Source organism: Chryseobacterium soldanellicola (assembly GCF_900100115.1).
In the GTDB taxonomy this organism is placed as follows: Bacteria; Bacteroidota; Bacteroidia; order Flavobacteriales; family Weeksellaceae; genus Chryseobacterium; species Chryseobacterium soldanellicola.
Genome location: NZ_FNKL01000003.1, coordinates 719,717 through 744,224 on the forward strand (window position 1 = coordinate 719,717; position 24,508 = coordinate 744,224).

Consider the following 24,508-nt stretch of genomic DNA (forward strand, 5'->3'; position numbering starts at 1 on the left):
GCTATTAACAGTTAGTATTAGCGGTGTCATCCTGAGCGCGAAGCAGTCGAAGGATCTCAACATTAATTTTTATATTAAAAGAAATCTTAAACAACTATAATTCTCAAATTGCAATCTAAACAGAGTCTAAAGTTTTTTCATAATTTTACGTCATGGCAAAATTAAGAACAGCATATTTCTGTCAAAACTGCGGAACACAGTACTCCCAATGGATGGGGCAGTGCAAAAACTGCGGCGAATGGAATACTTTGGTGGAAGAAGTCGTGGAAAAGACGTCTTCACACAAAACGCCGCCTTTTTCAAAATCGAAACAACATGTTATCAATATTGTAGAAGTTGAAACCAATGAAGAACCCAGAATAAAAACTCCTTCCGAAGAGCTCAACCGCGTTTTAGGCGGCGGAATTGTGCTGGGATCTGTTACTTTAATCGGTGGTGAGCCAGGAATCGGAAAATCTACTCTTCTTCTACAGCTTGCCCTGAAAATGAAGAAAAAAGTGTTCTATGTTTCAGGAGAAGAAAGTGCGTCTCAGATCAAAATGAGAGCCGATAGATTAACTGATATTCAAAATCCGAACTGTTTTCTGTATACCGAAACTTCATTAGAAAAAATCCTTCACGAAGCGAAAAAACTGGAGCCTGATTTTGTGATTATTGATTCGATTCAGACGCTACAATCTCAATTAATTGAAAGCTCGCCCGGAACGGTTTCCCAGATACGGGAATGCTCAAACGAGATCATTAAATATGCTAAAGAAAACAGCATTCCTGTTTTTTTGGTAGGCCATATTACAAAAGACGGTCAAATTGCAGGTCCCAAAGTCTTGGAACACATGGTGGACGTCGTTTTAAATTTCGACGGCGACAGAAATCATCTGTTCAGGTTGTTGAGAGCGAATAAAAACCGTTTCGGATCGACTTCCGAGATTGGGATTTATGAAATGGTTTCTCAAGGTTTAAAGGAAATTAAAAATCCTTCAGAAATTTTAATCACCAAAAAATTCGAGGAACTTTCCGGAAATTCTGTAGCCGTGACTTTAGAAGGAAACCGCCCGATGCTTCTGGAAATTCAGGCCTTGGTAAGTACCGCTGTTTATGGAACTCCCCAAAGAAGCTCGACTGGTTTTGATGCCAAAAGATTGAATATGCTTCTTGCCGTTCTCGAAAAAAGAGCAGGTTTTCAGCTGGGCGCAAAAGACGTTTTCCTGAATATAACAGGAGGAATTAAAACCGATGATCCTGCTTTGGATCTCGCGGTCGTTGCTTCTATTCTTTCCTCAAATGAAGATATTGCGATTTCCGAGCACTATTGTTTTGCAGGAGAAATTGGTCTGAGCGGAGAAATCCGGCCGATTGCACAGGCAGAACAGCGAATTACCGAGGCAGAAAAATTAGGCTATGAGAAGATTTTTATCTCCAATTTAAATAAGCTTCCAAAGAAAAAATTCGGTATCAAGATTGAAGAAGTGAGCAAAATTGAAGATTTTCACGAAAGGCTTTTTTAAAGAATTACGAGTTATAAATTATGAATTTTAAGTCTTTCGTGATAGTTTGTATTAATTACTGCGATCATCACATAATTTATGGCTCATAATTCATAACTTTAATCTATGAATTATCTGGCACATTCCTTTCTTAGTTTCACAGACGGGCAAATCGTAGGACAGTTTTTGGAAGATTTTATTAGAAATAAAGATCGTTTTTCTTTTCCTAAAAATATTCAGGATGGCATTACAATGCACAGAGCGATTGACACTTATACAGATTCTCATCCCGCAATACACGAAGCCAAAAAGGTTTTTGCGCCTTTAGTGAGATTGTATGCTGGAGCTTTTGTAGATGTTTCTATGGATTATTTTGTAGCGAATGACCTCAGCCTGAATTCATTATCCGAATGGAAAGCACATTCTCTGCACGTCTATAAAGTTCTTCATGAAAACAGCCAATGGCTTCCTGAGAATTTTAAAATGATGTTTAAAAAAATGGAAGAAGGCGACTGGCTTTATAATTACCGTAAAGATGAGAATATTGGCCACAGTATGAGAAATGTCCTCAATAAGGCAAAATATTTACAAACAAATATTCCGGTTTATGAAGCTTTTTTAAACAACAAAGATATTCTTCAGCAATGTTATGATGATTTTTTTTCTGATCTTTTACATCATGCAAAAGGTGTGAATGCTCTTTTACAGCTGGAAAATTAATTTAACAAAAAAAAACATTTATCTCCTATAAATGCTTAATAATTAACACAACAAGATCAAATTTTAAGTTAAAAATTCTGATAAACATACCGGTTGGGATACGTTAATTTTTCACTTTTCCTTTGATTATTGACAATTATATGAACAATATTGATCTGATCATCAAATAAATTATACAAAAAACTCAATGCTACTTCTACTTTTTGCGGATTATTAACAGCTTCCGTTTCCAGGAAAATATCCACAGATTCATTATCTTCCTGAAAGCCTATAAATTCCACCTTCAAGAATTTATTATTGGTTTTTAATCTTATATATTCCGAACAGTAATTTTTCAGCGCTACATTAAGCTGATTTTTATATTTCGGATCATTAAAATGAAAAGATTGCCCATATTTTTTACTCAAAGCACTTTCGAGATCATCAAGAAAAAAACGGCCTGTAATCTCGAATGTTTTTGATTTCGAGTTATAGCTAATTTCCATAGAACCAACATGGTAAGGATGCTTCACCTTTGTAAAAGAGAACAAAAAAAAGACCGGAACTAAAAAAAGCGAGAAATTCTTCATAAACCTTATCGTTTAAAATTTGTTCCGAAATTAATCATTATTTTCGTAAGCCTTTTTATTTATTACTAGATCATGCAGGACTTTTTATTTTATCTGAAACTTGGCTGGGAACATATTATTTCTTTGGATGCTCTTGATCATCAGCTTTTTGTATTGGCTTTAATAGCCGTTTATTCTTACACCAACTGGAAAAAAATCCTGGTTTTGGTGACCGCTTTTACCATCGGGCATTCCGTTACTTTAGCGTTAAGCATTCTGGATATTGTAAGGATTTCTTCAAAATGGGTAGAATTTTTAATTCCTGTCACCATCGTTTTAACATCATTAGGAAATATTGTAATGAAAAATAAAAAGCAGGGATTAATGAAGGTGAATTATTATTTGGCCTTAATCTTCGGATTGATCCACGGGATGGGTTTTGCGAATACGGCAAGAGTAATGATCGCGAAAAGCCAAAGCATCTTTATTCCGCTTTTAGGCTTTAATATTGGGCTGGAATTGGGGCAGATTGTGATTGTTTCTGCTATTTTAATTCTACTTTTCATCTTGCTTAAAATCTTTAAGGTCAATAAAAAAGATTGGATATTGTTTGTCTCGTCGGGTGTTTTTGCATTATCGTTAAAAATGGCTTTAGAAAGAATTCCTTTTTAGCGCTGAAACATTTCCAACTTTTCAACTACTTATTATTATATTTGATCATTCTTTAAAATCATTTGCTCATGAGATTAAAAATAGCTGCAGTTTCAGTATTTTTATATGTAGGCGCCTTCGCTCAAAATATTCAGAACAATCCGGGAAGCAATCACGGAAACAGATTCGAACAATTAGGAATGATCCTTCCTACCCCAAACACTTACAGAACCGCTTCCGGAGCGCCCGGCCACGGATATTGGCAAAATAAAGCCGATTACGATATCACGGCGTATCTTGATGAAGATAAGAGGAATCTGAAAGGCTCTGAAACCATCACCTATTATAATAACTCTCCGGATGATTTAGATTATATCTGGCTGCAATTAGATGAAAACCAACAATCAACGGTGAAAAAAGCAGACTTTGCATTTTCATCTTCTTTGCCTCAGTCAACAACCGATCAGCAATTAAAAGTAACCGATCTTCCCGTAAAAGACAACGGATACGGAGTTAATCTTGAAAAAGTAACTGATGCAACCGGAAATCCTTTAAAATATACAGTAAATCAAACCATGATGCGTATTGATTTGCCTAAAATCCTTAAAAAAGGAGAAAAATTAGTTTTTAAAATAGACTGGAATTACAATATTCCCAACAGAATAAAAATGGGCGGTCGCGGCGGCTACGAAAACTTCGCAGAAGACGGAAACGATCTTTACACGATGACCCAATGGTACCCGCGAATGTGCGTTTACAGCGATTTTCACGGCTGGCAAAATCATCAGTTTACGGGAAGAGGTGAATTTGCCTTGGTTTTCGGGAATTTTAAAGTTTCAATGAATGTTCCTTCCGATCATATTGTAGGCGGAACCGGAGAATGTAAAAACTATGATCAGGTTTTAACATCGGATCAGTTAGCAAGATATAAGCAAGCCGAAAACGCCAGCGAGCCAATTGAAATCGTGACTTTGGATGAAGCTAAAAAAGCAGAAAAAAATCATTCAAAACAAAGAAAAACCTGGAATTTTGAAGCACACGATGTAAGAGATTTTGCATGGACCTCATCAAGAAAATTCGTTTGGGACGGAATGCGCGTTACCATTCCGGAAAACAACAATAAAGTAATGGCAATGAGCTTTTATCCTAAAGAAGCTTACGGCTTATACAGAAAATATTCAACAAAAGCAGTCGCTCATACGATTAAAACCTATTCGGAATTCACAATTCCTTATCCATATCCTGTCGCGCAATCTGTAGAGGCAGCAAACGGTATGGAATATCCGATGATCTGCTTCAATTTTGGAAGAACAGAAAAAGACGGAACCTATTCTGAAGGCACAAAAAACGGAATGATCGGCGTTGTCATCCACGAAGTAGGGCATAATTTTTTCCCGATGATCATCAATTCAGACGAAAGACAATGGAGCTGGATGGATGAAGGGTTAAATACCTTTACGGAATACCTTACCGAAGAAAAATGGGATAATAAATTCCCTTCAAAACGTGGCCCGGCATGGACGATCGTTGATTATATGAAGCTTCCTAAAGATCAGCTGGAGCCGATCATGAGCAATTCTGAAAATATCATTCAGTTTGGTCCGAATGCCTATTCAAAACCGGCAACAGGACTTAATATTCTTCGTGAAACCATTATGGGAAGAGAACTTTTTGATAAAGCTTTCAAAACGTATGCGAAAAGATGGGCTTTCAGACATCCTGAGCCCGCCGATTTTTTCAGAACAATGGAAGATGCAAGCGGTGAAGATCTGGACTGGTTCTGGAGAGGATGGTTTTACGGAACCGATCCTGTAGACATTGCAATCGACAAAGTGACCATTGCGACGCCTGATTTAGAGGCTTCTCCCAAGTCTCGTGAAACAAAATATACGGTTGACAAACCTTTGCAGAATGAATTTGAAGACCTCTCAAAAATCAGGAATAAAACAGATAAAAACATTACTTTTACTGTAGAAAAAGATAAAGAGCTTCAGGATTTCTATTACCGGTATGACAGAGGCCAGGAAAAGGTTGACAATACCAAAGAATATACCCTGAAAAATGATGGAAACGAACCTTTGGAGCAAAAAGACAAAGATAAATTTAAAAATATTACAGCTTATCAAATTGATTTTAAAAATAAAGGAGGATTGGTAATGCCTGTCATCCTTGAGTTTACATTTGAAGACGGTTCAAAATCGTACGACAAATCCTCCGCTCAAATCTGGAGACAGAACGAACAGAAAGTTTCTAAAACCTATTATTTTGACAAAAAATTAAAATCAATTCAGCTGGATCCGATGAAAGAGACTGCAGATATTGACACCTCAAATAATTTCTGGAGCAATGATGGATCTTCCTCTGAAAATTCAAAATTCCAGGTCTTTAAACAAAAACAGCAGGGTGCCGTAAGAGGCGGTGCTAATGGAAAAGTAAATCCGATGCAGGAGGCTGCAGGAAAGAAAAATTAATTCTATAAATAATTTTAAAAAGTATTCAGAATCTGGATACTTTTTTTTTAGATTTGTGCCTGATTAAAAAACTTTTAAAATCCATGAAAAAACTTAGCCTTTTGTTGCTGTTCATCCTCTCAGCCCAGAGCTTCTTTGCTCAGTCTTTACAATTTTACACGGGAAAAAGAGATTTTATCCCTATTGAAATACTCATGGAAGACGGCAGTACAAAAAAAGGATTTGCACAGGATTTTATGCTTCCGGATGTTGCCACGTTCAGTATTATGGGAAAAGGACCGAAATATGCCAACTTAGACCGAAAAGAGGTAAAATTTAAATCATCAAAAAGCGATGCTGCAGTACATCTGATCCCTGTTTCAGATATTAAAAGCCTGATTTATACGAATGAAGAAACATCAGAAACATTCCAGCTGGATAAACGCCTTGTCAAGGAAATCAACAAAGATCAGGAACTGGAATCGGAAGGAAAAGTACTAATGCTTCCTTTAATGGAAAAAGGGCCGATCAACCTTTACGGATACAGAAGCATGATGTGTAAAGCAGATTTTGGAAATAATTTTTCCGCGGCATCCAACGGAAATGAAAATGACTGTCAATTAACTTACGTCATGATTTATTTAAGTAAACCAGACGACACTGTTGCCATTGCACCGGTAGATTATCCTTCATTAAGTCCTTTGGATTTATTTAATCTGAAAACACTTTACAAAAAGTTTTATACAGCTTATGAAATGATTGGAGCAGATTGCCCGGAGTTTCTGAAAAAAGTAGATGAAGCAAGACAGAACGATTATTTTTCCAATAAAACTTTTAAGGAAAAGAAAAAAGCAACGGATGATGAAAGAAAGGCTGCGCTTAAAGGTAAAAGAGGAGCTGAAGCATCGAAAATCAATATGAAATATAAATCAGCAATATACACTGATATCTATAAAAAACTGATCGACGATTATAAGGATTCTTGTCATAAATAAAAATACAGTCATCCAAAACGGGTGACTTTTTTTCTGCCAAAATTTCACATCATAAAACAAAAGTCTGCCAAAAATTTCGTTTCAGGGGCTTGGCACGTATTTAGAGACTTACAACACAGAAATAATTAAAAATTTAAATATATTATGTCAGTAAACTTTAAACCATTAGCAGACAGAGTTTTGATCGAGCCGATCGCTGCAGAAACTAAAACAGCTTCAGGTATTATTATTCCGGACACCGCAAAAGAAAAACCACAAGAAGGTACAGTAGTAGCAGTAGGCCCTGGAAAAAAAGATGAGCCTACAACTGTGAAAGTAGGTGACAAAGTTCTTTATGGAAAATATTCAGGTTCTGAATTAAAATTGGAAGGAAAAGATTTCTTAATCGTTAAGGAAGGAGATTTATTGGGAATCATTGGGTAAGAAATGCTTCTTGCTATTGGCTTTTGGCTAATGGCGCGATCGCATATAAATTAGCATGAGAGATTTTAAAAAATTTGAAGTTTGGCAACTAAGTCATCAATTAACTTTAAAAATTTATACTTCAACTAAAAACTTTCCTAAAGAAGAAATTTTTGGATTGACCTCTCAAATCAGAAGATCATTTGCTTCAATCGGATATAATATTTCAGAAGGAAGTGGTCGAAATTCAGATAAAGAATTCGCTAATTTTATCAATATTGCACTAGGATCGTCAAATGAAGCCGAAAACCAATTAATTCTCTCTAAAGATTTAGGTTATATTAATGAAACGGACTATCACAATCTTTTAGGAGAATTAACAATATTAAAAAAGAAGCTTGTCACATTATGGAACAGGCTAAAAGTAAATTAAAAAATTAAAAATAAACTCGCGAATTGCTAAAGCTAGAAGCCAAAAGCAAATCGCCAAAAGCTTAAAACAATGGCAAAAGAAATAAAATTCGATATTGAATCAAGAGACGCTTTAAAAAGAGGGGTTGATGCATTGGCTAATGCAGTAAAAGTAACGTTGGGACCAAAAGGGAGAAACGTAGTAATCGAAAAATCTTTTGGTGCACCTCACGTAACTAAAGACGGTGTTTCTGTAGCAAAAGAGATCGAACTTGAAGACAGAGTAGAAAACATGGGAGCGCAGATGGTAAAAGAAGTGGCTTCCAAAACTAATGATATTGCAGGAGACGGTACGACTACCGCTACTGTTTTGGCACAGGCTATCGTAAGAGAAGGTCTTAAAAATGTAGCTGCAGGTGCAAACCCAATGGATTTGAAAAGAGGAATCGACAAAGCAGTAACTGCAGTTGTTGAAAACTTAAAATCTCAGTCTAAAGCTGTTGGAGATTCTACAGAAATGGTGAAGCAGGTTGCTTCAGTTTCTGCTAACAATGACGAAACGATCGGTGCTTTGATCGCTGAAGCTTTCGGAAAAGTGGGTAAAGAAGGAGTTATTACTGTAGAAGAAGCTAAAGGTATCGACACAACTGTTGACGTTGTAGAAGGGATGCAGTTTGACAGAGGTTATCAGTCACCATATTTTGTGACAAACCCTGAAAAAATGTTGGTTGAGCTTGAAAACCCATACATCCTTTTAGTTGAGAAAAAAATCTCTTCAATGAAAGAATTACTTCCGGTTCTTGAGCCAATTGCACAAAGCGGAAAATCTTTATTAATTATCTCTGAAGAGGTTGAAGGTGAAGCTTTGGCAACTTTAGTGGTAAACAAATTGAGAGGTTCTCTTAAAATTGCTGCTGTAAAAGCTCCGGGATTCGGAGACAGAAGAAAAGCAATGCTCGAAGATATCGCGATCCTTACAGGAGGTACCGTTATTTCTGAAGAGCAAGGTTTCACCATGGAAAACATTACGATGGATATGTTGGGAACTGCTGAAAAAGTATCTATCGATAAAGACAACACAACTGTAGTGAACGGTGGTGGTGAAGAAAGCAAAATCAAAGGAAGAGTAGCTCAGATCAAAGCTCAGATGGAAACATCTACTTCTGATTATGACAAAGAAAAATTGCAGGAGAGATTGGCTAAATTAGCTGGAGGTGTTGCCGTTCTTTACGTTGGGGCAGCTTCTGAAGTTGAAATGAAGGAGAAAAAAGACAGAGTTGACGATGCGTTACACGCTACAAGAGCGGCTGTTGAAGAAGGTATCGTTGCAGGTGGTGGTGTTGCTTTTGTAAGAGCCATCGCTGCTTTAGAAAATCTTACAGGAATCAATTCCGACGAAACTACAGGGATCAAAATCGTAAGAAGAGCCATCGAAGAGCCATTAAGACAAATCGTTGCCAATGCAGGGGGCGAAGGTTCTGTAGTCGTTGCTAAAGTTGCAGAAGGTAGCGGAGATTTCGGTTACAACGCAAAAACTGACGAGTATGTAAACATGCTTGAAGCAGGAATCATCGACCCTACGAAAGTAACAAGAGTTGCCCTTGAAAACGCAGCTTCTGTTTCTGGAATGCTTCTTACAACTGAATGTGTGATCACTGAAGTAAAGAGCGCAGAACCAGCTATGCCAATGGGTGGTGGAATGCCGGGAATGATGTAACAGCGTGTCGCTGAGACAATATAATATATAAACCGCTCTATTTTTATAGGGCGGTTTTTTTAAAAAATTATAGTTTTACATCCATAAGGAAATACTATATTTAGATTTAATTTAATTACTTCACTAATAACTAGCCAAAAACCAAACAATTTACAATAAAAAAAACATTGCCATGAGTTTAACACCAAGAGGTATGAGTATTCAAGAAATATACAGGCAATACTCCGAAAAAAAATTTTTAGTAAATAGAAAATATCAAAGAAAACTCGTATGGACAGTAGATGAGAAAGAATTTTTAATAGACAGTATCTTATCTGACTTTCCAATACCTTTAATTCTTTTAGCAAAAACTGAAAGTGATGAATTTGAAATCATTGATGGTTTGCAACGTTTAAATGCAATAATATCTTTTATTGAAAATAGGTTTAGCGTAGATGGACTTTTTTTCGACATAAGTCAATCATCTAGGGCACAACAAAATGCGAATAACGGTATTTTTGTAGCAACGGGTGAAGATAAATTATTAGATCCACAAAGTTGTGCAAACTTTTTAGATTATCAATTAGCAGTAACAATTTATCCTAATTCGGAGGAAACCGTTATTACAGATATATTTGGAAGAATAAATTCTGGTGGAAAGCAATTAAGTCCACAAGAAAAAAGACAAGCAGGCACATTAGATAATTTTTCTGATATTGTACGAAAAATTGCAAGTGAAATTAGAGGTGATTCTTCAAATGATTTGTTAGAACTTTCTGAAATGCCCGAAATAAGTATAGATTCCAATCGTGAAAATATCGGGTATGGTCTAATTGCAGAGGAAATCTTTTGGTGTAAAAATGGTATAATTTGGAAAAAACAATTAAGAGATAGTGAAGATGAAGAAATGGTTGTAGATATTGTTTCTTCAATTTTGAATGATGAACCTTTAGCAAAAAGTAGAGAATTATTTAATAAAATTTATGAGGAAGATTCTGCTGAAAATCAACAATTGAATAAAGAACTCATGATTTATGGAGCCGAAAGACTGATACATGAAATCAAAGTTGTTTTTTCTATAATTGAAGAGGTATTTGATTCACAAAATACAACTATTATAAACGTTGTAAACCCAAAATCAAGAAACCCAGTTAAAGAATCTTTCTTTTCAATATTTATGGCAATGTTTAACTTGATAGTGAAGGAAGAAAAATCGCCTGCAGAAAACGATAAAATAGTAAGTGCCTTAAGTAGTTTACAGAAAAGCATGATTTCGACAGCAAACTATTCTGTTACTTCAGATAGAGAAAAAAATATTGCAATAACATATGGTTTAATTCAGAAATTCTTTGTAAAAAAGGACCCTCCAGTTTTAAAACATGGAGCCGGTTTAGCATTAGATTTCGAAAACTCAATCAGAAGATCTAAAATTGAATCAAATAGATACGAATGTAAACAAGGATTTGTAGACTTATCAGCAAATAGAAATATTAATAATAATCTATATTCAGAAATAATTGAAACATTTTGTGGTATTGCAAACATAGGTCCTGACGAAGATGGATTTTTATTTATTGGAGTTGCAGACAAAATCGAAGATGCAGAAAGAATAAAAAATTTAGACAATGTAAATTATAGAATAATTAACAATCGTTTCATAGTTGGAATTGACAGAGAATTGAAAATAATGAAATGTAATTTAGATAATTATATTAATAAAATAATATCACAAATTGACAAATCCGAGCTTTCTGAACCATTAAAAAGTCAAATAAAATCACAAATTGATATTATAGATTATAAAGGATTATCTATAATCAGACTAAGAATCCCTAAGCAAAACACATTGTCTTTTATTGGTTCCAAATCATACATTAGAGAAAACTCTCAAACGATTGAAATGGATGCGCCAAAATTAGTTGCAATAAGTAAAATGTTTAAATAAAGACTGTAGATAATACTATATTGACCTTCCCACGCTGGTGCGAGCGTCCCGCTCGTACCCACAAACATAAAACCGCTTCCATCCGAGCGGTTTTTCAGTTTCAAAAACAAACTTGATATCTCACATTTCCAATCCATCACTTTTCCCTATCTTTAAAATCAAATCCCATCACCATTGAAAAAATCATTCCTCCTTTCAATTTTCAGCTTATTCTTCACCAATGCACAAACCCTAAATTTTAAACATCTTGCGGATATGTCTATGGGCAGAGGAGCTATAAGCAGTGTCATTGTAGATGACAATATCTATGTGAGCAATGGGTATAAAAACACTGATGGAAATGCCACTTTTATTGAGAAATACAATATTAAAGATAATCGCTGGAGTATGATCAACTCTACTCTGCTTCCTAGAAAATTCGCCAATTCGGAGACTTACGATCATAAAATTTATATTTTTAACGGTTGGGGAAACAGCCATCTTGAAATTCTGGATCTTAAAACTCATAAAATAACGAAGGGAGCCGTTAATCGTGCCTACACAGGAAATGCAGGTTCTGCCATCCATAACGGAAAAATATATGTGTTCGGCGGCAGTGGACTAAACAATGCTGCAACCACTGAATTTTCTAATAGATTCCAATACTATGATATTGCTTCCAATACCTGGCATCCATTACCCGATATGCCCACAGCCAGAGAAGCAAAGGGCAAAATTGTGAATGATAAGTTGTATGTCATTGGTGGTTTTAACGGTACTTCTTCACGTCTGGTCAATGTTTACGACCTCAACAAAAATATTTGGACTGAGCAATATACGATGCCTGTTGGAATATCCGGTCATTCATTAGCGGTATCCGGTAATAAGATTTTTATTGTAGGTGGTTCTAATAATCAAACTTTTCTGGCTTATTTTGATACAGAAACCAATAAACTGCATCAGTTATCTTCCAATATGATCCCGCGAAGACATGCTGCTGCGGAAATTTATAACAATAAATTATACATCATTGGTGGAAGTACAACTTCTTCAACCAAATCAGCTATTAAAAGCATTCAGGTTGCGGATATTAGCGAAGTAGCACTCCCGGCTCGTGACTAATCAAATTAAAAAATAGATATTCATCAAAATAATATGGAAACCGCTTTAATTAATAGAGCGGTTTTTCTTTAATCAAAATCAAAGACTTTTCATTAATTTTATAAAACCAAATTATAAAAATATATCACAATGAATCTAAAAACCTTAATCACTCACACCGTTCAGTACAACAGCTGGGTGGTCAACAAGTACATCGACTGGCTTTCGACCAAGTCTGATGAACAGCTTAATCAGGAAGTTATTTCAAGTTTTCCGACGATCTTAAAAACATTGCATCACATTTGGCAGACGCAGGAATACTGGTGGAGCTATATTGCAGAAAATAATGAGTTTAATTTTGAAGAAATCTCATCAAAAACAACAAAAGAAGAAATTTTCGACGGAATAAAAAACAACTCAGAAAAGCTCATGACATACGTTGAAAGCCTGTCTGAAGAAGATTTAGCAAAAAATGTGAAAATAGAATCACAATGGTTTCAGTGTGATTTTTCAAAATATGAATACATCCAACATATTATCATGCATGGAATTTATCACAGAGGGCAAATCGTGACGATGGGACGAAACGTAGGAATCACCGATGCTCCAATGACAGATTACAATTTCTGGAATATTTATAAAGAAGAAAGTGTAACAGCTTAAAATTAAAATAAAGCTTATGAATTTAAAAAGCCATTCAGATTTTCTGAGCGGTTTTTTTGTTCACAAAAATCTAACGGAAGCTTTTACAGCAATAAATATTCTTATTTTTCTTAAGCGATAATTTCAAGCCTATATCCTTTTCCGCGTATAACAACAATTTTGATATCCGGATCGATTTCCAGTTTTTTTCTGAGTTTTGAGATAAACATATCCAGGCTGCGACCCACAATCACACCGTCATCTTCCCAGATTTCCTTTTGCAGCCGGCTTCTTTCAATGATTTCGTTGGGAGACAATGCGAAAATGAGCAATACACGGCTTTCCGTTGCGGTAAGGTCTGTCATTTTTTCATCAATGCTGAGCTTTCTATTTTTAGCATCAAATAATACCGAGCCTAAAGCAAACAGATGAGTTTGATGAGTCTGCTCATTTTCGGGTAAAACTTTCCGTGGATTTATAGATTTAGATCTCAAAAAAATAAAACCCACGAATGCTAAAATTGACAGCCCGCCCAGAAGATATCCACTTTTTGCTACATTTATTCCTGCCGGCTTGAATTTAATATTGATTATATAACAGGCGACGGGTTGCTTTCTTCCTCTACATGGTACAACATCATCTTGTTTATTTTTAGATATCGCGTATCCATAGGCTACACCGGAGCTGTTGCAGTTAAGTACGCTAACAACATAATCGCTTGTGAACGGGTCTTTGGCTAACAAACGTTGCGTAGTATTCACCAGCGAGTCCGGCTGAAAACTAAGCTTATTCTCAAAGCTGATCTGATATTCATTTTCAGAAATCTTTTTTATCGGAAGTACCCGTGATGTACGGTCGCCCGACTGCAAAAGTATTTCATGCCCGATTCTGCGGAGCAAAACTTCCCTTCTGGCAAAGTCAAAATCTTTACTATTCTCACTGCTAAAAGCTGCACAGATTATACAGATCAGTGAGAGAAATAATAATCCGAACAGGTATTTGCGTTTTCCTGAAAGAAGATTTCGACTAAGATTCATCGTGTAAAGATTTATTTTACAAAGTTTACATTTTTATTTACAATTTTAATATCTCCAGCCGAAAAATATCAAAGTAATTTTGTTGTACAAACTTTAATTAAATCCTCAAAATTATGAAAAAACTAATTTACACGCTGATTTTACCACTGATTGTGGGAAGCGGACTGGTATTTGCAAATCTTAAAATTAAAAATGAAGCGTCTAAAAAGCCAATCCAAAAGCCCCTTTCTGCTGCTGAAACAAAAGCCGCATTGAAAAAATGGGAGGCTACTCCAGATGGCGTAATGTACAAAAAATGGGAAGCGTCTCCCGCAGGTAAAAAAGTATATGACGGCGCTGTGAAAATAAGCAAAAACGTTAAGAATTACACCAACATGGAGGCAGTTGTAACCTCTCTTTCTCTTCCGCCAGGCTCAAGATTAGGTTTCGGAATGATGGTCAGGATTGATGGTGAAGATTATATTCTCGCTTTTGGGGCAGAAAAGCCTAAAAAAAATATTTTGAGTTTTAATAATGAATTTGAGCAATTGCACAACCTGAAAGTTAACGACAAAATAATAATAAAAAGCCATAGCATAATGCAGGCGCCCAAGTATTCATATCCGATAATAACAGGCGACTATGTAGAGCGAGATCGTAAAATAATGTATAAACGTGAATCTCACAAAGACGATTGTTAAGTAAATAAACTATGAAATTTGCGCTTCTGTTTCAACTACTTTTGTCACAGAAATCTTTGCGTAATGTAAAAAACAAAAATTGTTCAGATTTTCCTGAGCAATTTTTCTGTTTAAAAACAAATTCTTAAGTTTACAGGTTCTGAAAAATCCAAATAAACACTCAAAAATGGAAAATAAAAAACAAGAAATTCTGGACAACGGACCATTCTATCACGGAACAAAAGCTGATTTGCAAATCGGAGACCTGCTCACTGCAGGATTTGAATCAAATTATTATCCCGAAATCATCATGAATCATATCTATTTCACAGCCTTAAAAAATGGTGCCGGATTGGCCGCTGCATTAGCAAAAGGAGATGGTCATGAACGTATTTACATCGTGGAACCAACAGGAGAATTCGAAAATGATCCTAATGTCACAGATAAAAAATTCCCGGGAAATCCTACCCGATCTTACCGCAGCACAGAACCCGTAAAAATTGTTGGCGAAATAACGGAATGGATAAAACTGACAGATGAAGAGCTTCAAAACTGGAAAGAAAGAATCGCAAGCCTTCGTGAAAACCCGGATGCTGAGATTATCAATTAAATTGAACTTGATCTTTAATTAAAAAATCCCTAATCCCTAAATATTTTTCGCAAAGTTTGTCCAATTCCGAAAACCCAATTGTCATTAAGGTATAATCCATAAAAATTATACATAGTGAAAATCATGGTAATCGGCGGAACAGGACTTATCGGAAGTAAGCTTGTTAACAGCCTTAAAAATTTAGGACATGAAGTTGTAGCAGCTTCTCCAAACTCAGGAGTGAACACCCTTACAGGAGAAGGTCTTGATCAGGCATTAGAAAATGCAGACGTTGTGGTAGATGTAGCCAACTCCCCTTCTTTTGCAGATAATGATGTGATGAATTTTTTCAAAACATCAGGTGAAAACTTAATGAAGGCAGAGAAAAAAGCAGGTGTCAATCACCACATCGCTTTATCGGTTGTCGGAACAGAACGTTTGCAGGAAAGCGGTTATTTCAGGGCAAAACAGGTTCAGGAAGACATTATTAAAGCGGCGGGAATTCCTTACAGCATCGTACATTCGACTCAGTTTTTTGAATTTGTTGGCGGGATTGTTAAGTCAAGTACAGTTGATGATAAAATTTTGGTTTCTCCGGCATTGATCCAGCCTATTGCTTCAGATGATGTCGTAAAAGCAATGACAGCCGTAACAATTGGTGAGCCGAAAAACACAACGGTAGAAATCGGAGGTCCGGAAAAAATTAAACTCTCAGATCTTGTCAAAAAATACACATCCATCATGAAAAATGCTGATGAAGTGGTATCAAATCCTGATGCAACCTATTTCGGAGCCCCTTTAAATGATTCTACTTTACTTCCGGGTGATGAAGCAAAACTGGGAACAATCCGTTATGACGAATGGATTTCCAATCCTGACAATCAAAGATAAAAACTTAGTTTTTATTATTAATTTTAAATATCCAAACACATTTATTTTAATCTAAAAAATCAACAATATCATGAATGAATTTTTAATCGCCATCCATAGAGACATCATCAATAAAGACGCATCGCCTTCACCGGAGCAAATGCAGGCTTCTATTCAGCCTTTTCAGGACTGGCTGGGAAGCATTGCTGCACAAAATAAATTGGTTGCTCCACCAAAAAGATGGGACCTTGGCGGAAGAGTCGTAAAAAACGATACGGTAACCAACGGACCTTATGCGGAAATCAAGGAATCTATCGGCGGAATGTTCATCATCAGAGCCAAAGATTATGACGAAGCCGTAGAAATTGCAAAAGGCTGCCCTGTTCTTCAATGGGGAGCAAGTGTAGAGGTCAGAATGGCAATTCCCCCTGCAACAGAATAATTTTTATATTTAAATAAATGCACGGACAGGCATTAATACCCAATTTATTCCGGACAGAGTACAGAAAAATTGTTTCCGTGCTCTGTTCGACCTTTGGTATTGATCATATCGAAATCGCCGAAGATATCGTAAGCGACACTTTTCTTACCGCCACCGAAACATGGAGCATCAATGGTATTCCGGAAAATCCGACTGCCTGGCTGTACACCGTTGCAAAAAATAAGTCTAAAAATTATTTTAAACGGGATTCTTTATTTCAACAAAAAATTTCAACCGAAATAAAATATTCTTCATCCGGTTATGAAGAATTTGAAATCGATCTTTCTCAGAAAAACATTGCTGACAGCCAGTTGGCGATGATGTTTACGATCTGTAACCCGTCTATTTCAAAAGATTCTCAGATTTCATTGGCCTTAAATTTACTCTGCGGTTTCGGAACCCAGGAAATTGCCGATGCTTTTTTAGTTAATAAAGAAGTCGTTTACAAAAGACTGAAACGCGCCAAAGAAAAATTAAAAACCGAGGGTATTAAAATCGAACAGCCTTCTGTTTCACAGATAAGCACCAATTTAGAAACCGTTCTCACCACTTTATATTTATTATTTTCGGAAGGCTATTTTTCTACCTCACAAAATACGATTCTCAGACAGGATTTTTGTCAGGAAGCAATACGCCTTACTTCAATTCTTATCGAAAATAAAACAACCAACACTCCGGCAGCTAATGCTTTGCTGTCATTGATGTATTTTCATTCTTCGAGATTTAATGCAAGATTCAATGAAAAAGGAGAAAGCATTTTGTATGAAGAGCAGGATGACAATTTATGGGATAATGATTTAATTGAAAAAGGAATTTATTACTTAAATCAAAGCGCATCCGGAAAATTTTTAACTAAATTTCATCTGGAAGCCGCCATTGCCTATTGGCACACTAAGAAAAAAGATTCCGATGAAAAATGGGAAAATATCCTGCAGCTCTACAACCAGCTTTTACAGATTGAGTACTCTCCTATCGCCGCTCTCAACCGTACTTTTGCCTTTGCGAAAGTGAGAGGAAATCCTGCTGCAATTATAGAAGCCGAAAAATTAAATCTTACTGGAAATCCTTTTTATTACTCGCTTTTAGGGCATCTTTATACGGATATTGATAATACCAAGGCAAAGCACAATTTTGAAAAAGCTTTGCGACTTTCCAATTCCAGTTCGGTTTCTGATACGTTGAGGAAGTATATTGAAAAGTTTTAGTCTACATTTCAAAGCTATTTTTCAACAGATTAAGGTGTAAAATATTAATGTATATTTGAATATATTCATAAAAATTACACCATGAAAAAAATTTCATCCCTTTTCATTATCCTGTCAATCCTTTCCTGCGAAAGTAAAGAACAAAAAAAAGAAAAGTTTCTAAAAGACATTCAGGAACAGGCTAAAGAGATGAAAAAAAATCAAATTGACCTGTTTTTAGATGCAAAACCAAAATATTTTTCGGCTAAAACAATCAACGGAACTACTTTCAATTCACAAAATTATAAAGGTAAAAATCTTGTCATTTTTATTTATGATAAATCTTATCTTAAAAAAAGTGACACTTACGATATGCCGGAAGAGTTTAACAGCCTTTATAAAGAATTTAAAAATAATGTAGGCTTCATAGGCATCGTAGAAGGATTTATCGAAAATGAAAAAGAGCTGAAAGATCATCTCAACCAATCCAATATTTTGTTTGAACAGATTGATAACACTAAATCTTATGATAAATCTGAAAAATTAAATTACAATATTTTTTGCAGTCCTGCCAAAATACTTATTGATATTAATGGAAAAGTTATTCATTCTTCCTGCGGCGGCGGAAATACTACTGAAATTAGTCGAAAACTGGATAGTATAAAAGTTGCTTCTAAGTAATTTTATAAAATAAATTAGTGTCAAATTACCAATTTTTGGTAACTTTATCTAAAATTAAAAAAATGGGGCGTAATACATCTGTTTCTTTAGGAGATTATTTTGAAAGCTTTGTTGACAATAGGGTTTCAGAAGGAAGATATAAAAATGCAAGTGAAGTGATTCGTGCGGGATTAAGATTACTGGAGGAAGAAGAAAGTAAAATTCAGCTCTTGAAAACTGCAATTCAAGAAGGAATTGACAGTGGAATTAATAAAGATTTTAACCCAACAAAACATCTTGAATTATTAAAAGCCAAAATGAAAAATAATGGCTAAATATTTTCTTACGAATAAAGCCATTCAGGATTTATCTGAAATTTATGAGTACACTTACAAGCTTTGGTCTGAAATACAAGCAGAAAAATATTACCTTGAATTGATTGAATTCTGTCAAACGTTAAGCGAAAATCCAAATATTGGAAAGGTTTATCACGAAATTAATTCTGATCTCTTAGGTCTTCCGATACAGAAACATATCGTTTTTTACAAATCAATTCAAAATGATGAGATTGAAATTGTTAGGATTCTCGGAGGAAATATGGATCTGAAAAACAGAATTAAGGAATAAATTTATTAATCATGGCTAAAAACAAAACCACCGAAACAACATTCAGCGTCACAGATTTCATCAACTCATACGTAGAAAAAGACGAAAAAAAAGCAGACAGCTTTCAATTAATTGAGCTGATGAGCAAATGGTCCGGATTTGAGCCTAAAATGTGGGGTCCGACAATTATTGGATTCGGCAGCTATCATTATAAATACACAAGCGGACATGAAGGCGATATGCCATTAATTGGTTTTTCACCTCGAAAAGCAGAGTTTTCACTGTATGTTTATTCGCCAACCGAGGAAAGTAAACCTTTATTAGAAGACCTCGGGAAATTTAAAATGGGTAAATCCTGCATCTATATTAAAAAACTATCTGACATCAATGTTGATATTTTAGAAAAACTCTGTAAAGCAACAATCGCTTATATAAATGAAAATCATGAATGTGCTTGTAGAGAAAAATAATGTATACAGTATTTAAAAATTTATAAATTTTTTTCCATATTTAATGCACAGAATAACCGTTCAATTTGAGCGGTTTTTTCATTATTCCCATTTTTAAATATTAATTATACTTAAAATTATATAAATAAGGATTGTTTTTTATTTATCTTTAAAAAAATTTTGATTATGAAACAAACTCTACTTTTTTTGCTGGCGACATCCGGTCTTTTTTCAGCGCAAACCACTATTACTAAAGCATTTAATGATCCTATTGTTGGAGAAACCGTGAACAATGTTATGATCTCCGGAACTGTTGATAATTCCGCAACGGGAGCTAATACAACATTCAACAACGCTGCTCTAACACAGGGAACTGCGTCACCGACCATCTATTCTGCTCCGGCTGCAGGTGAACTCACAACTTTCCCGGGTTCTACCATCAAAATGGTTGGAAGCGGAAATACAATTCTTTACAAACAAACAGCTTCAAAACTGGAGATTACAGGACTTATTACCCCTGATGCCACTTTAAATTTATCTGCAAACAACGGTACTTTTATCAGCTATCCTGCCGCTTTCGGATATAATGAGACAGACCAGGCGCAGGGAACATTTACCTCACCAACAGCCAGCGGATTATGTAAAGGAACAATCAACATTACGGCTGATGCATCAGGAACTTTAATTCTGGGCGCATCAACTTTTTCTAATGTTGTAAGGATTAAATCTGTGCAGAATTTTAACCTTCATTTGCCAAACGATACCAATTTCCTGGTTCCGATAGGATCAGTAACCAATACTGCTTATACTTACTATGACAGCACTCACAAATTCCCGTTATTGACAACGACACAAGCTGTTATCAACGTTCCAATTGCAGGAATCAACCAAACGACAAGCGGCGCGCAGGCTTTGAGCCAGTTGTTTTTATCAGCTTTAGATAATAACATAAAAAAACAGAGCTTAAAAGTATTTCCAAATCCAGCTCAGGATTTTATCGAGTTTAAAGGTGATACAGCCAATCTTTCTACTGTAAATATTTACAGCTTAGACGGAAAATTAATCAAAACATCTGATCTGAAAGCTGGAAAAGTACAGGTTTCTGAACTTCCGGCAGCAGCTTATTTTATCGAGGTTTCCGGAAAAGATTCTAAAAAGGAAGCGACAAAGTTTATCAAAAAATAACCGCAAATAATTTACACTCAATAGAATCCGTTCAATTTATTTTGGACGGATTTTTTATTTCAAGTCTGTTTAAATTCCTTAAATAAAATTTAAATAAGTTTTTCAGCAAATAAAATATTTTTCTTCCATAATCTTTAATTGATTATAATTTTTAATCATAATTTAAAATTAAACTCATGATTATTTGATTTGTTGCCCGTTTTTTGATATATCTCCAATAACACACAATTACAAAATTCAATATCATGAAAAAGTTTCTTATCATACTCGTTCCGTTTCTTCTTTCGGAAGCAAAAGCGCAGGAAGCTCCCGAGATTTCAACCGAAAAAATGAATATTGTTAAAACCAATGTTACTGCCTATGCATTCAGAAATCTTAATTTATCATTTGAAAGGTCCATCAATCAATGGTTTTCAGTGAATATGGGTTTTGGAGTGATGCCTGAAGGAAAAGTTCCGTTCATCAATTCGTTTTTAAGTGATGAGGATGAAAAAAGGTTTCAAAATTTAAAGGTTAATGCCATGAATTTCACCATCGAGCCCCGATTCTATTTGGGTAAAGGCTACGGAAAAGGATTTTACATCGCGCCTTACTACAGATATTCCCGGATAGAATCTAATCAATTTGATTTTTATTACGATTATAATGCTGCCAATAATGTAACGTATCAAGTTCCTCTCAAAGGATATGGAAATGTCCAGGGAAACAGTGGAGGAGTTATGGTTGGTGTACAGTTTTTATTAACCAAAAAACAGAATTTAGTCTTAGATCTTTGGATTGCAGGAGCACATTACGGCAGCGGAAAAGGTGATTTTTCTATGACAAGTGACATTATTCTAACACCGGATATGCAGGCACAACTTAAGCAGGAAATTGAAAATTTAGATATTCCCTATGTAAATTATTCTGTTGAAACCAATGAAAATGGAGCAATCATAAAAATTGACGGGCCCTGGATTGGCTTCCGGAGCGGATTGTCTTTAGGATATAGATTTTAAAATTTATTCAGATAAAAAACCAACCGTTCTGCTCTATGAACGGTTTTTTTATATCCTCGAAATTTGTATATTCGGAGACTTAGATTAACAGAAATGATCGACTTAATTACACAAAATAAATTTGAAGAATTAAAGGAAGTTCTTCAACATTCAAATAATTTTAAAATTTACCATTATCTCTTAGAAATTTTAAACGGAAATACAATAGAAGTCGACTCAGAAACTTTCGATGCCAACAAATATCAGGAAGAATTTTTTGAAGGCTTTGAAATGTATAAAGCTCTTGAAAAATCTGATATCGATGAAATTCAATTGAAAAAATTTTCAGACCTTTTGGTTGAACTGACTTTCAAAATGGGCGGCTTTATTCAATTAATGGCTGATAATGCGATGAATAAAGGTGTTTATTTAACGGATCTTGCTGATATTTATCCGGTAAATCCTGAAATCAGAACTCAGCTTCAGGAATTTATTGATATTCTAAAAAATAAACCCGACGAAGTAAAAGCCGTAGCCAATCTTGCAGCAACAAAAGCCCAGATCAGCAATTCAATCGGAAATATTCTTGAAAAACATCAAATCGGAAAAGATATGCTTCAATTTGCCGAATGTTATGAAAAAGCAGGACAAATTGAGATGACAATCAGAATTTATATGGGAATTATGAATGATTTTGAATGTGATTCCGTGAAATCAAGCAGTGGATTATTTCCGGAAATGACTTATGTAGATGACAGGCCGCAATCAGAAATTGATATTTTCAACAAAGCAAAAATCAATTATGAAAGACTGACAGATCATGAAATTGAAGAGCCCAAAAGAACCCGCGTAAATGAAAATCCTGTTGCTGAAAATTTAGTTGAATCTGTCGTAAATTCAATGCAAAATGAAGTAAGACCGGAAAAATCTACTGGTTTTTTAGAAAAAATAAAAAAACTTTTCGGAAAAGGATAATCAATGATGAATTGTCAATTAATTTTACTGGCAATTTTTTCGGCACATTAAACTACTATTGGCAATTCTCAATTCACTCTTAATCATACTATCTTTATGAATTCATCACAAATTACCACCGCCCAAAGAATAAAAGCCATTGTCGGCGGATCTATAGGAAACCTTGTAGAATGGTATGACTGGTATGCTTATGCAGCTTTTGCGATTTATTTTTCTAATTCTTTTTTTCCTGCATCGGATCTTAATGCACAATTAATGAATACAGCAGGAATTTTTGCTGTAGGCTTTCTGATGCGGCCGATCGGAGGCTGGCTTTTTGGCAGTATTGCCGACAAAATCGGGCGTAAAAAAGCAATGACACTTTCTGTTTTACTCATGTCATTCGGTTCTTTATTAATTGCATTGACACCGACTTATAAAACAATCGGCGTTTTAGCACCATTATTACTGCTGATGGCAAGACTTTTACAAGGTTTAAGCGTAGGCGGAGAATATGGGGTTTCAGCAACTTACCTCAGCGAAATGGCAACTGCGGAACGAAGAGGTTTTTATTCAAGCTTTCAATATGTGACGCTCATTGGCGGACAATTAATCGCATTGGGAATTCAACTGATTTTACAGAAATTATTACTCACAGAAGCACAACTGGAAGATTGGGGTTGGAGAATTCCTTTTGTAATCGGAGCTCTGCTTTCTGTGATTGCCTTATATTTAAGATCAAACCTTCATGAAACGCAGGCTTTTGAGAATAAAAAAGAGGTCAGCGAAAAGAAAAAAGGAACAATTAAAGAGCTTTTAAAACATCCAAAAGCCCTGCTTACCGTTGTCGGACTGACTTTAGGAGGAACGCTCGCTTTTTACACCTACACAACATATATGCAGAAATTTTTAGTAAATACCGTTCATCTTACCAAAGAACAGTCTACGCTGATCTCATTTGTTTCGTTATTTATTTTTGCGTGTCTGCAACCTGCTTTTGGAGCATTGTCGGATAAGGTCGGCCGCCGCCCGTTATTGTTAAGCTTCGGAATTTTAGGAACGATCTTCACCTATCCGCTTTTGAATGCGTTAAGTACGACGACTTCCATGTGGGGTGCGTTTTTCCTGATTATGGCAGCATTAATAATCGTCAGCGGTTATACCTCGATCAACGCGGTAGTAAAAGCGGAACTTTTCCCTGCTGAAGTAAGAGCGCTCGGCGTGGGACTTCCTTATGCATTGACGGTTGCTATTTTTGGGGGAACGGCAGAATATCTGGCGCTCTGGCTGAAACAAATAGAAATGGAGAATTATTTTTACTGGTATATCACGGCGTGCATCTTTTTTTCACTCGTCGTTTATTCCGGGATGAAAGACACCAAAGAAACCTCAGCACTGAATAAAGAATAGCTGTTTTAGATAAAAAAGCCGCGCGCCACAAAAGTTTTGTAGCGCGTTTTTATTAATGATAAGCCTGTTTGAATTTTTCAATCATACTGTCCAGATTATGGCGTTGCACATAGACCGTTTTCACCTCTTCATATCTTGGAGATTTGTAAAAAACTTCATGAAAATCCATACTTCCGTTTCCTACTTTTACTACTTTTTGCACTTCGATATTTAATTTTCTCAACTCGTCTTTAAAGACCTGGAATTCATCTTCAATGTTGTTCATTTATATTTTTTGGGATTAAGTTAAAAATATTGAATTATAACAAATACCCTATCAAAATAAAGGGGTAATGCTTAAATTCAAATTAAAGTTAGTGAATTTTCACATATAAAACATAATATTTAATTAATATTTCATTGTTTTATTCAAATTTTTAAAAT

General features: G+C 35.3%; 27 protein-coding genes. 24 read left to right on the forward strand and 3 right to left on the reverse strand.

Annotated elements, in window-relative coordinates; translation table 11 throughout:
* Window positions 1-152 precede the first annotated feature (152 nt).
* Both radA and BLT04_RS12750 read left to right on the forward strand, forming a co-directional pair.
* A complete protein-coding gene (gene radA, locus BLT04_RS12745; protein ID WP_089756174.1) occupies window positions 153-1,505 on the forward strand; it encodes a DNA repair protein RadA in 1,353 nt (450 codons plus the stop codon).
* Window positions 1,506-1,610: 105 nt separating this feature from the next.
* Window positions 1,611-2,204 carry an acyl carrier protein phosphodiesterase gene (locus BLT04_RS12750; protein ID WP_089756175.1) on the forward strand — a complete coding sequence of 198 codons (594 nt, stop codon included), beginning with the start codon at window positions 1,611-1,613 and terminating at the stop codon, window positions 2,202-2,204.
* Between the two features lie 68 nt (window positions 2,205-2,272).
* Here BLT04_RS12750 and BLT04_RS12755 read toward each other — a convergent pair whose 3' ends face one another.
* On the reverse strand, window positions 2,273-2,773 hold the full coding sequence (locus tag BLT04_RS12755; protein ID WP_089756176.1) for a DUF6702 family protein: 501 nt from the start codon (window positions 2,771-2,773) through the stop codon (window positions 2,273-2,275).
* A gap of 72 nt (window positions 2,774-2,845) precedes the next feature.
* Here BLT04_RS12755 and BLT04_RS12760 point away from each other — a divergent pair, with 72 nt between their 5' ends.
* The 9 genes from BLT04_RS12760 to BLT04_RS12800 all read left to right on the forward strand — a co-directional run bounded on the left by BLT04_RS12760 (window position 2,846) and on the right by BLT04_RS12800 (window position 13,045).
* Window positions 2,846-3,424 (forward strand): HupE/UreJ family protein, encoded by a 579-nt coding sequence (locus BLT04_RS12760; RefSeq protein ID WP_089756177.1) that lies wholly within the window; start codon window positions 2,846-2,848, stop codon window positions 3,422-3,424.
* Window positions 3,425-3,492: 68 nt separating this feature from the next.
* Complete coding sequence (locus tag BLT04_RS12765) at window positions 3,493-5,874, forward strand: M1 family metallopeptidase (RefSeq protein WP_089756178.1); 2,382 nt, start codon at window positions 3,493-3,495, stop codon at window positions 5,872-5,874.
* A gap of 83 nt (window positions 5,875-5,957) precedes the next feature.
* Window positions 5,958-6,848, forward strand: a complete 891-nt coding sequence (locus tag BLT04_RS12770; protein ID WP_089756179.1) for a hypothetical protein — start codon at window positions 5,958-5,960, stop codon at window positions 6,846-6,848.
* Window positions 6,849-6,992: 144 nt separating this feature from the next.
* Complete coding sequence (locus BLT04_RS12775; protein ID WP_047399416.1) at window positions 6,993-7,271, forward strand: co-chaperone GroES; 279 nt, start codon at window positions 6,993-6,995, stop codon at window positions 7,269-7,271.
* A 55-nt stretch (window positions 7,272-7,326) separates the two neighbouring features.
* The gene (locus BLT04_RS12780) at window positions 7,327-7,683 is read left to right on the forward strand and encodes a four helix bundle protein (protein ID WP_089756180.1); all 357 of its coding nucleotides are present in this window, start codon (window positions 7,327-7,329) and stop codon (window positions 7,681-7,683) included.
* A gap of 69 nt (window positions 7,684-7,752) precedes the next feature.
* Entirely contained in the window at window positions 7,753-9,378 is a 1,626-nt protein-coding gene (gene groL, locus BLT04_RS12785; protein WP_089756181.1) for a chaperonin GroEL, read from the forward strand.
* Window positions 9,379-9,550: 172 nt separating this feature from the next.
* The gene (locus BLT04_RS12790; RefSeq protein WP_089756182.1) at window positions 9,551-11,302 is read left to right on the forward strand and encodes a GmrSD restriction endonuclease domain-containing protein; all 1,752 of its coding nucleotides are present in this window, start codon (window positions 9,551-9,553) and stop codon (window positions 11,300-11,302) included.
* Between the two features lie 174 nt (window positions 11,303-11,476).
* Window positions 11,477-12,403 (forward strand): Kelch repeat-containing protein, encoded by a 927-nt coding sequence (locus BLT04_RS12795; RefSeq protein WP_089756183.1) that lies wholly within the window; start codon window positions 11,477-11,479, stop codon window positions 12,401-12,403.
* Between the two features lie 129 nt (window positions 12,404-12,532).
* Window positions 12,533-13,045 (forward strand): DinB family protein, encoded by a 513-nt coding sequence (locus BLT04_RS12800; protein ID WP_089756184.1) that lies wholly within the window; start codon window positions 12,533-12,535, stop codon window positions 13,043-13,045.
* 110 nt (window positions 13,046-13,155) lie between these two features.
* Here the strand turns inward: BLT04_RS12800 and BLT04_RS12805 are convergent, their stop codons facing one another.
* A complete protein-coding gene (locus BLT04_RS12805; protein ID WP_089756185.1) occupies window positions 13,156-14,061 on the reverse strand; it encodes a winged helix-turn-helix domain-containing protein in 906 nt (301 codons plus the stop codon).
* A 113-nt stretch (window positions 14,062-14,174) separates the two neighbouring features.
* Here BLT04_RS12805 and BLT04_RS12810 point away from each other — a divergent pair, with 113 nt between their 5' ends.
* The 13 genes from BLT04_RS12810 to BLT04_RS12875 all read left to right on the forward strand — a co-directional run bounded on the left by BLT04_RS12810 (window position 14,175) and on the right by BLT04_RS12875 (window position 24,085).
* Window positions 14,175-14,741: a hypothetical protein gene (locus BLT04_RS12810; protein ID WP_089756186.1), complete on the forward strand. Its 567-nt coding sequence runs from the start codon at window positions 14,175-14,177 to the stop codon at window positions 14,739-14,741.
* Between the two features lie 166 nt (window positions 14,742-14,907).
* On the forward strand, window positions 14,908-15,330 hold the full coding sequence (gene arr / locus BLT04_RS12820) for an NAD(+)--rifampin ADP-ribosyltransferase (RefSeq protein WP_089756188.1): 423 nt from the start codon (window positions 14,908-14,910) through the stop codon (window positions 15,328-15,330).
* 123 nt (window positions 15,331-15,453) lie between these two features.
* Window positions 15,454-16,200 (forward strand): SDR family oxidoreductase, encoded by a 747-nt coding sequence (locus BLT04_RS12825; RefSeq protein ID WP_228421959.1) that lies wholly within the window; start codon window positions 15,454-15,456, stop codon window positions 16,198-16,200.
* Window positions 16,201-16,270: 70 nt separating this feature from the next.
* Window positions 16,271-16,621, forward strand: coding sequence for a YciI family protein (locus BLT04_RS12830; RefSeq protein ID WP_089756190.1), 351 nt, complete (start codon window positions 16,271-16,273; stop codon window positions 16,619-16,621).
* 17 nt (window positions 16,622-16,638) lie between these two features.
* A complete protein-coding gene (locus BLT04_RS12835; protein ID WP_089756191.1) occupies window positions 16,639-17,865 on the forward strand; it encodes an RNA polymerase sigma factor in 1,227 nt (408 codons plus the stop codon).
* Window positions 17,866-17,946: 81 nt separating this feature from the next.
* A complete protein-coding gene (locus tag BLT04_RS12840) occupies window positions 17,947-18,525 on the forward strand; it encodes a peroxiredoxin family protein (RefSeq protein ID WP_089756192.1) in 579 nt (192 codons plus the stop codon).
* A gap of 62 nt (window positions 18,526-18,587) precedes the next feature.
* Complete coding sequence (locus BLT04_RS12845; protein ID WP_089756193.1) at window positions 18,588-18,839, forward strand: type II toxin-antitoxin system ParD family antitoxin; 252 nt, start codon at window positions 18,588-18,590, stop codon at window positions 18,837-18,839.
* Complete coding sequence (locus BLT04_RS12850) at window positions 18,832-19,131, forward strand: type II toxin-antitoxin system RelE/ParE family toxin (RefSeq protein WP_089756194.1); 300 nt, start codon at window positions 18,832-18,834, stop codon at window positions 19,129-19,131. Before BLT04_RS12845 ends, BLT04_RS12850 begins: the two co-directional genes overlap by 8 nt.
* 11 nt (window positions 19,132-19,142) lie before the next feature.
* Entirely contained in the window at window positions 19,143-19,580 is a 438-nt protein-coding gene (locus BLT04_RS12855) for a DUF1801 domain-containing protein (RefSeq protein ID WP_089756195.1), read from the forward strand.
* A 165-nt stretch (window positions 19,581-19,745) separates the two neighbouring features.
* Entirely contained in the window at window positions 19,746-20,744 is a 999-nt protein-coding gene (locus BLT04_RS12860; protein ID WP_089756196.1) for a T9SS type A sorting domain-containing protein, read from the forward strand.
* Between the two features lie 245 nt (window positions 20,745-20,989).
* On the forward strand, window positions 20,990-21,742 hold the full coding sequence (locus BLT04_RS12865) for a DUF3575 domain-containing protein (protein WP_089756197.1): 753 nt from the start codon (window positions 20,990-20,992) through the stop codon (window positions 21,740-21,742).
* Window positions 21,743-21,835: 93 nt separating this feature from the next.
* Entirely contained in the window at window positions 21,836-22,696 is an 861-nt protein-coding gene (locus tag BLT04_RS12870) for a hypothetical protein (protein ID WP_089756198.1), read from the forward strand.
* 96 nt (window positions 22,697-22,792) lie between these two features.
* Window positions 22,793-24,085 carry an MFS transporter gene (locus BLT04_RS12875; RefSeq protein WP_089756199.1) on the forward strand — a complete coding sequence of 431 codons (1,293 nt, stop codon included), beginning with the start codon at window positions 22,793-22,795 and terminating at the stop codon, window positions 24,083-24,085.
* Window positions 24,086-24,137: 52 nt separating this feature from the next.
* On the opposite strand, the gene BLT04_RS12880 is transcribed toward BLT04_RS12875, so the two are convergent.
* The gene (locus tag BLT04_RS12880; protein WP_089756200.1) at window positions 24,138-24,350 is read right to left on the reverse strand and encodes a hypothetical protein; all 213 of its coding nucleotides are present in this window, start codon (window positions 24,348-24,350) and stop codon (window positions 24,138-24,140) included.
* Window positions 24,351-24,508: the final 158 nt, after the last annotated feature.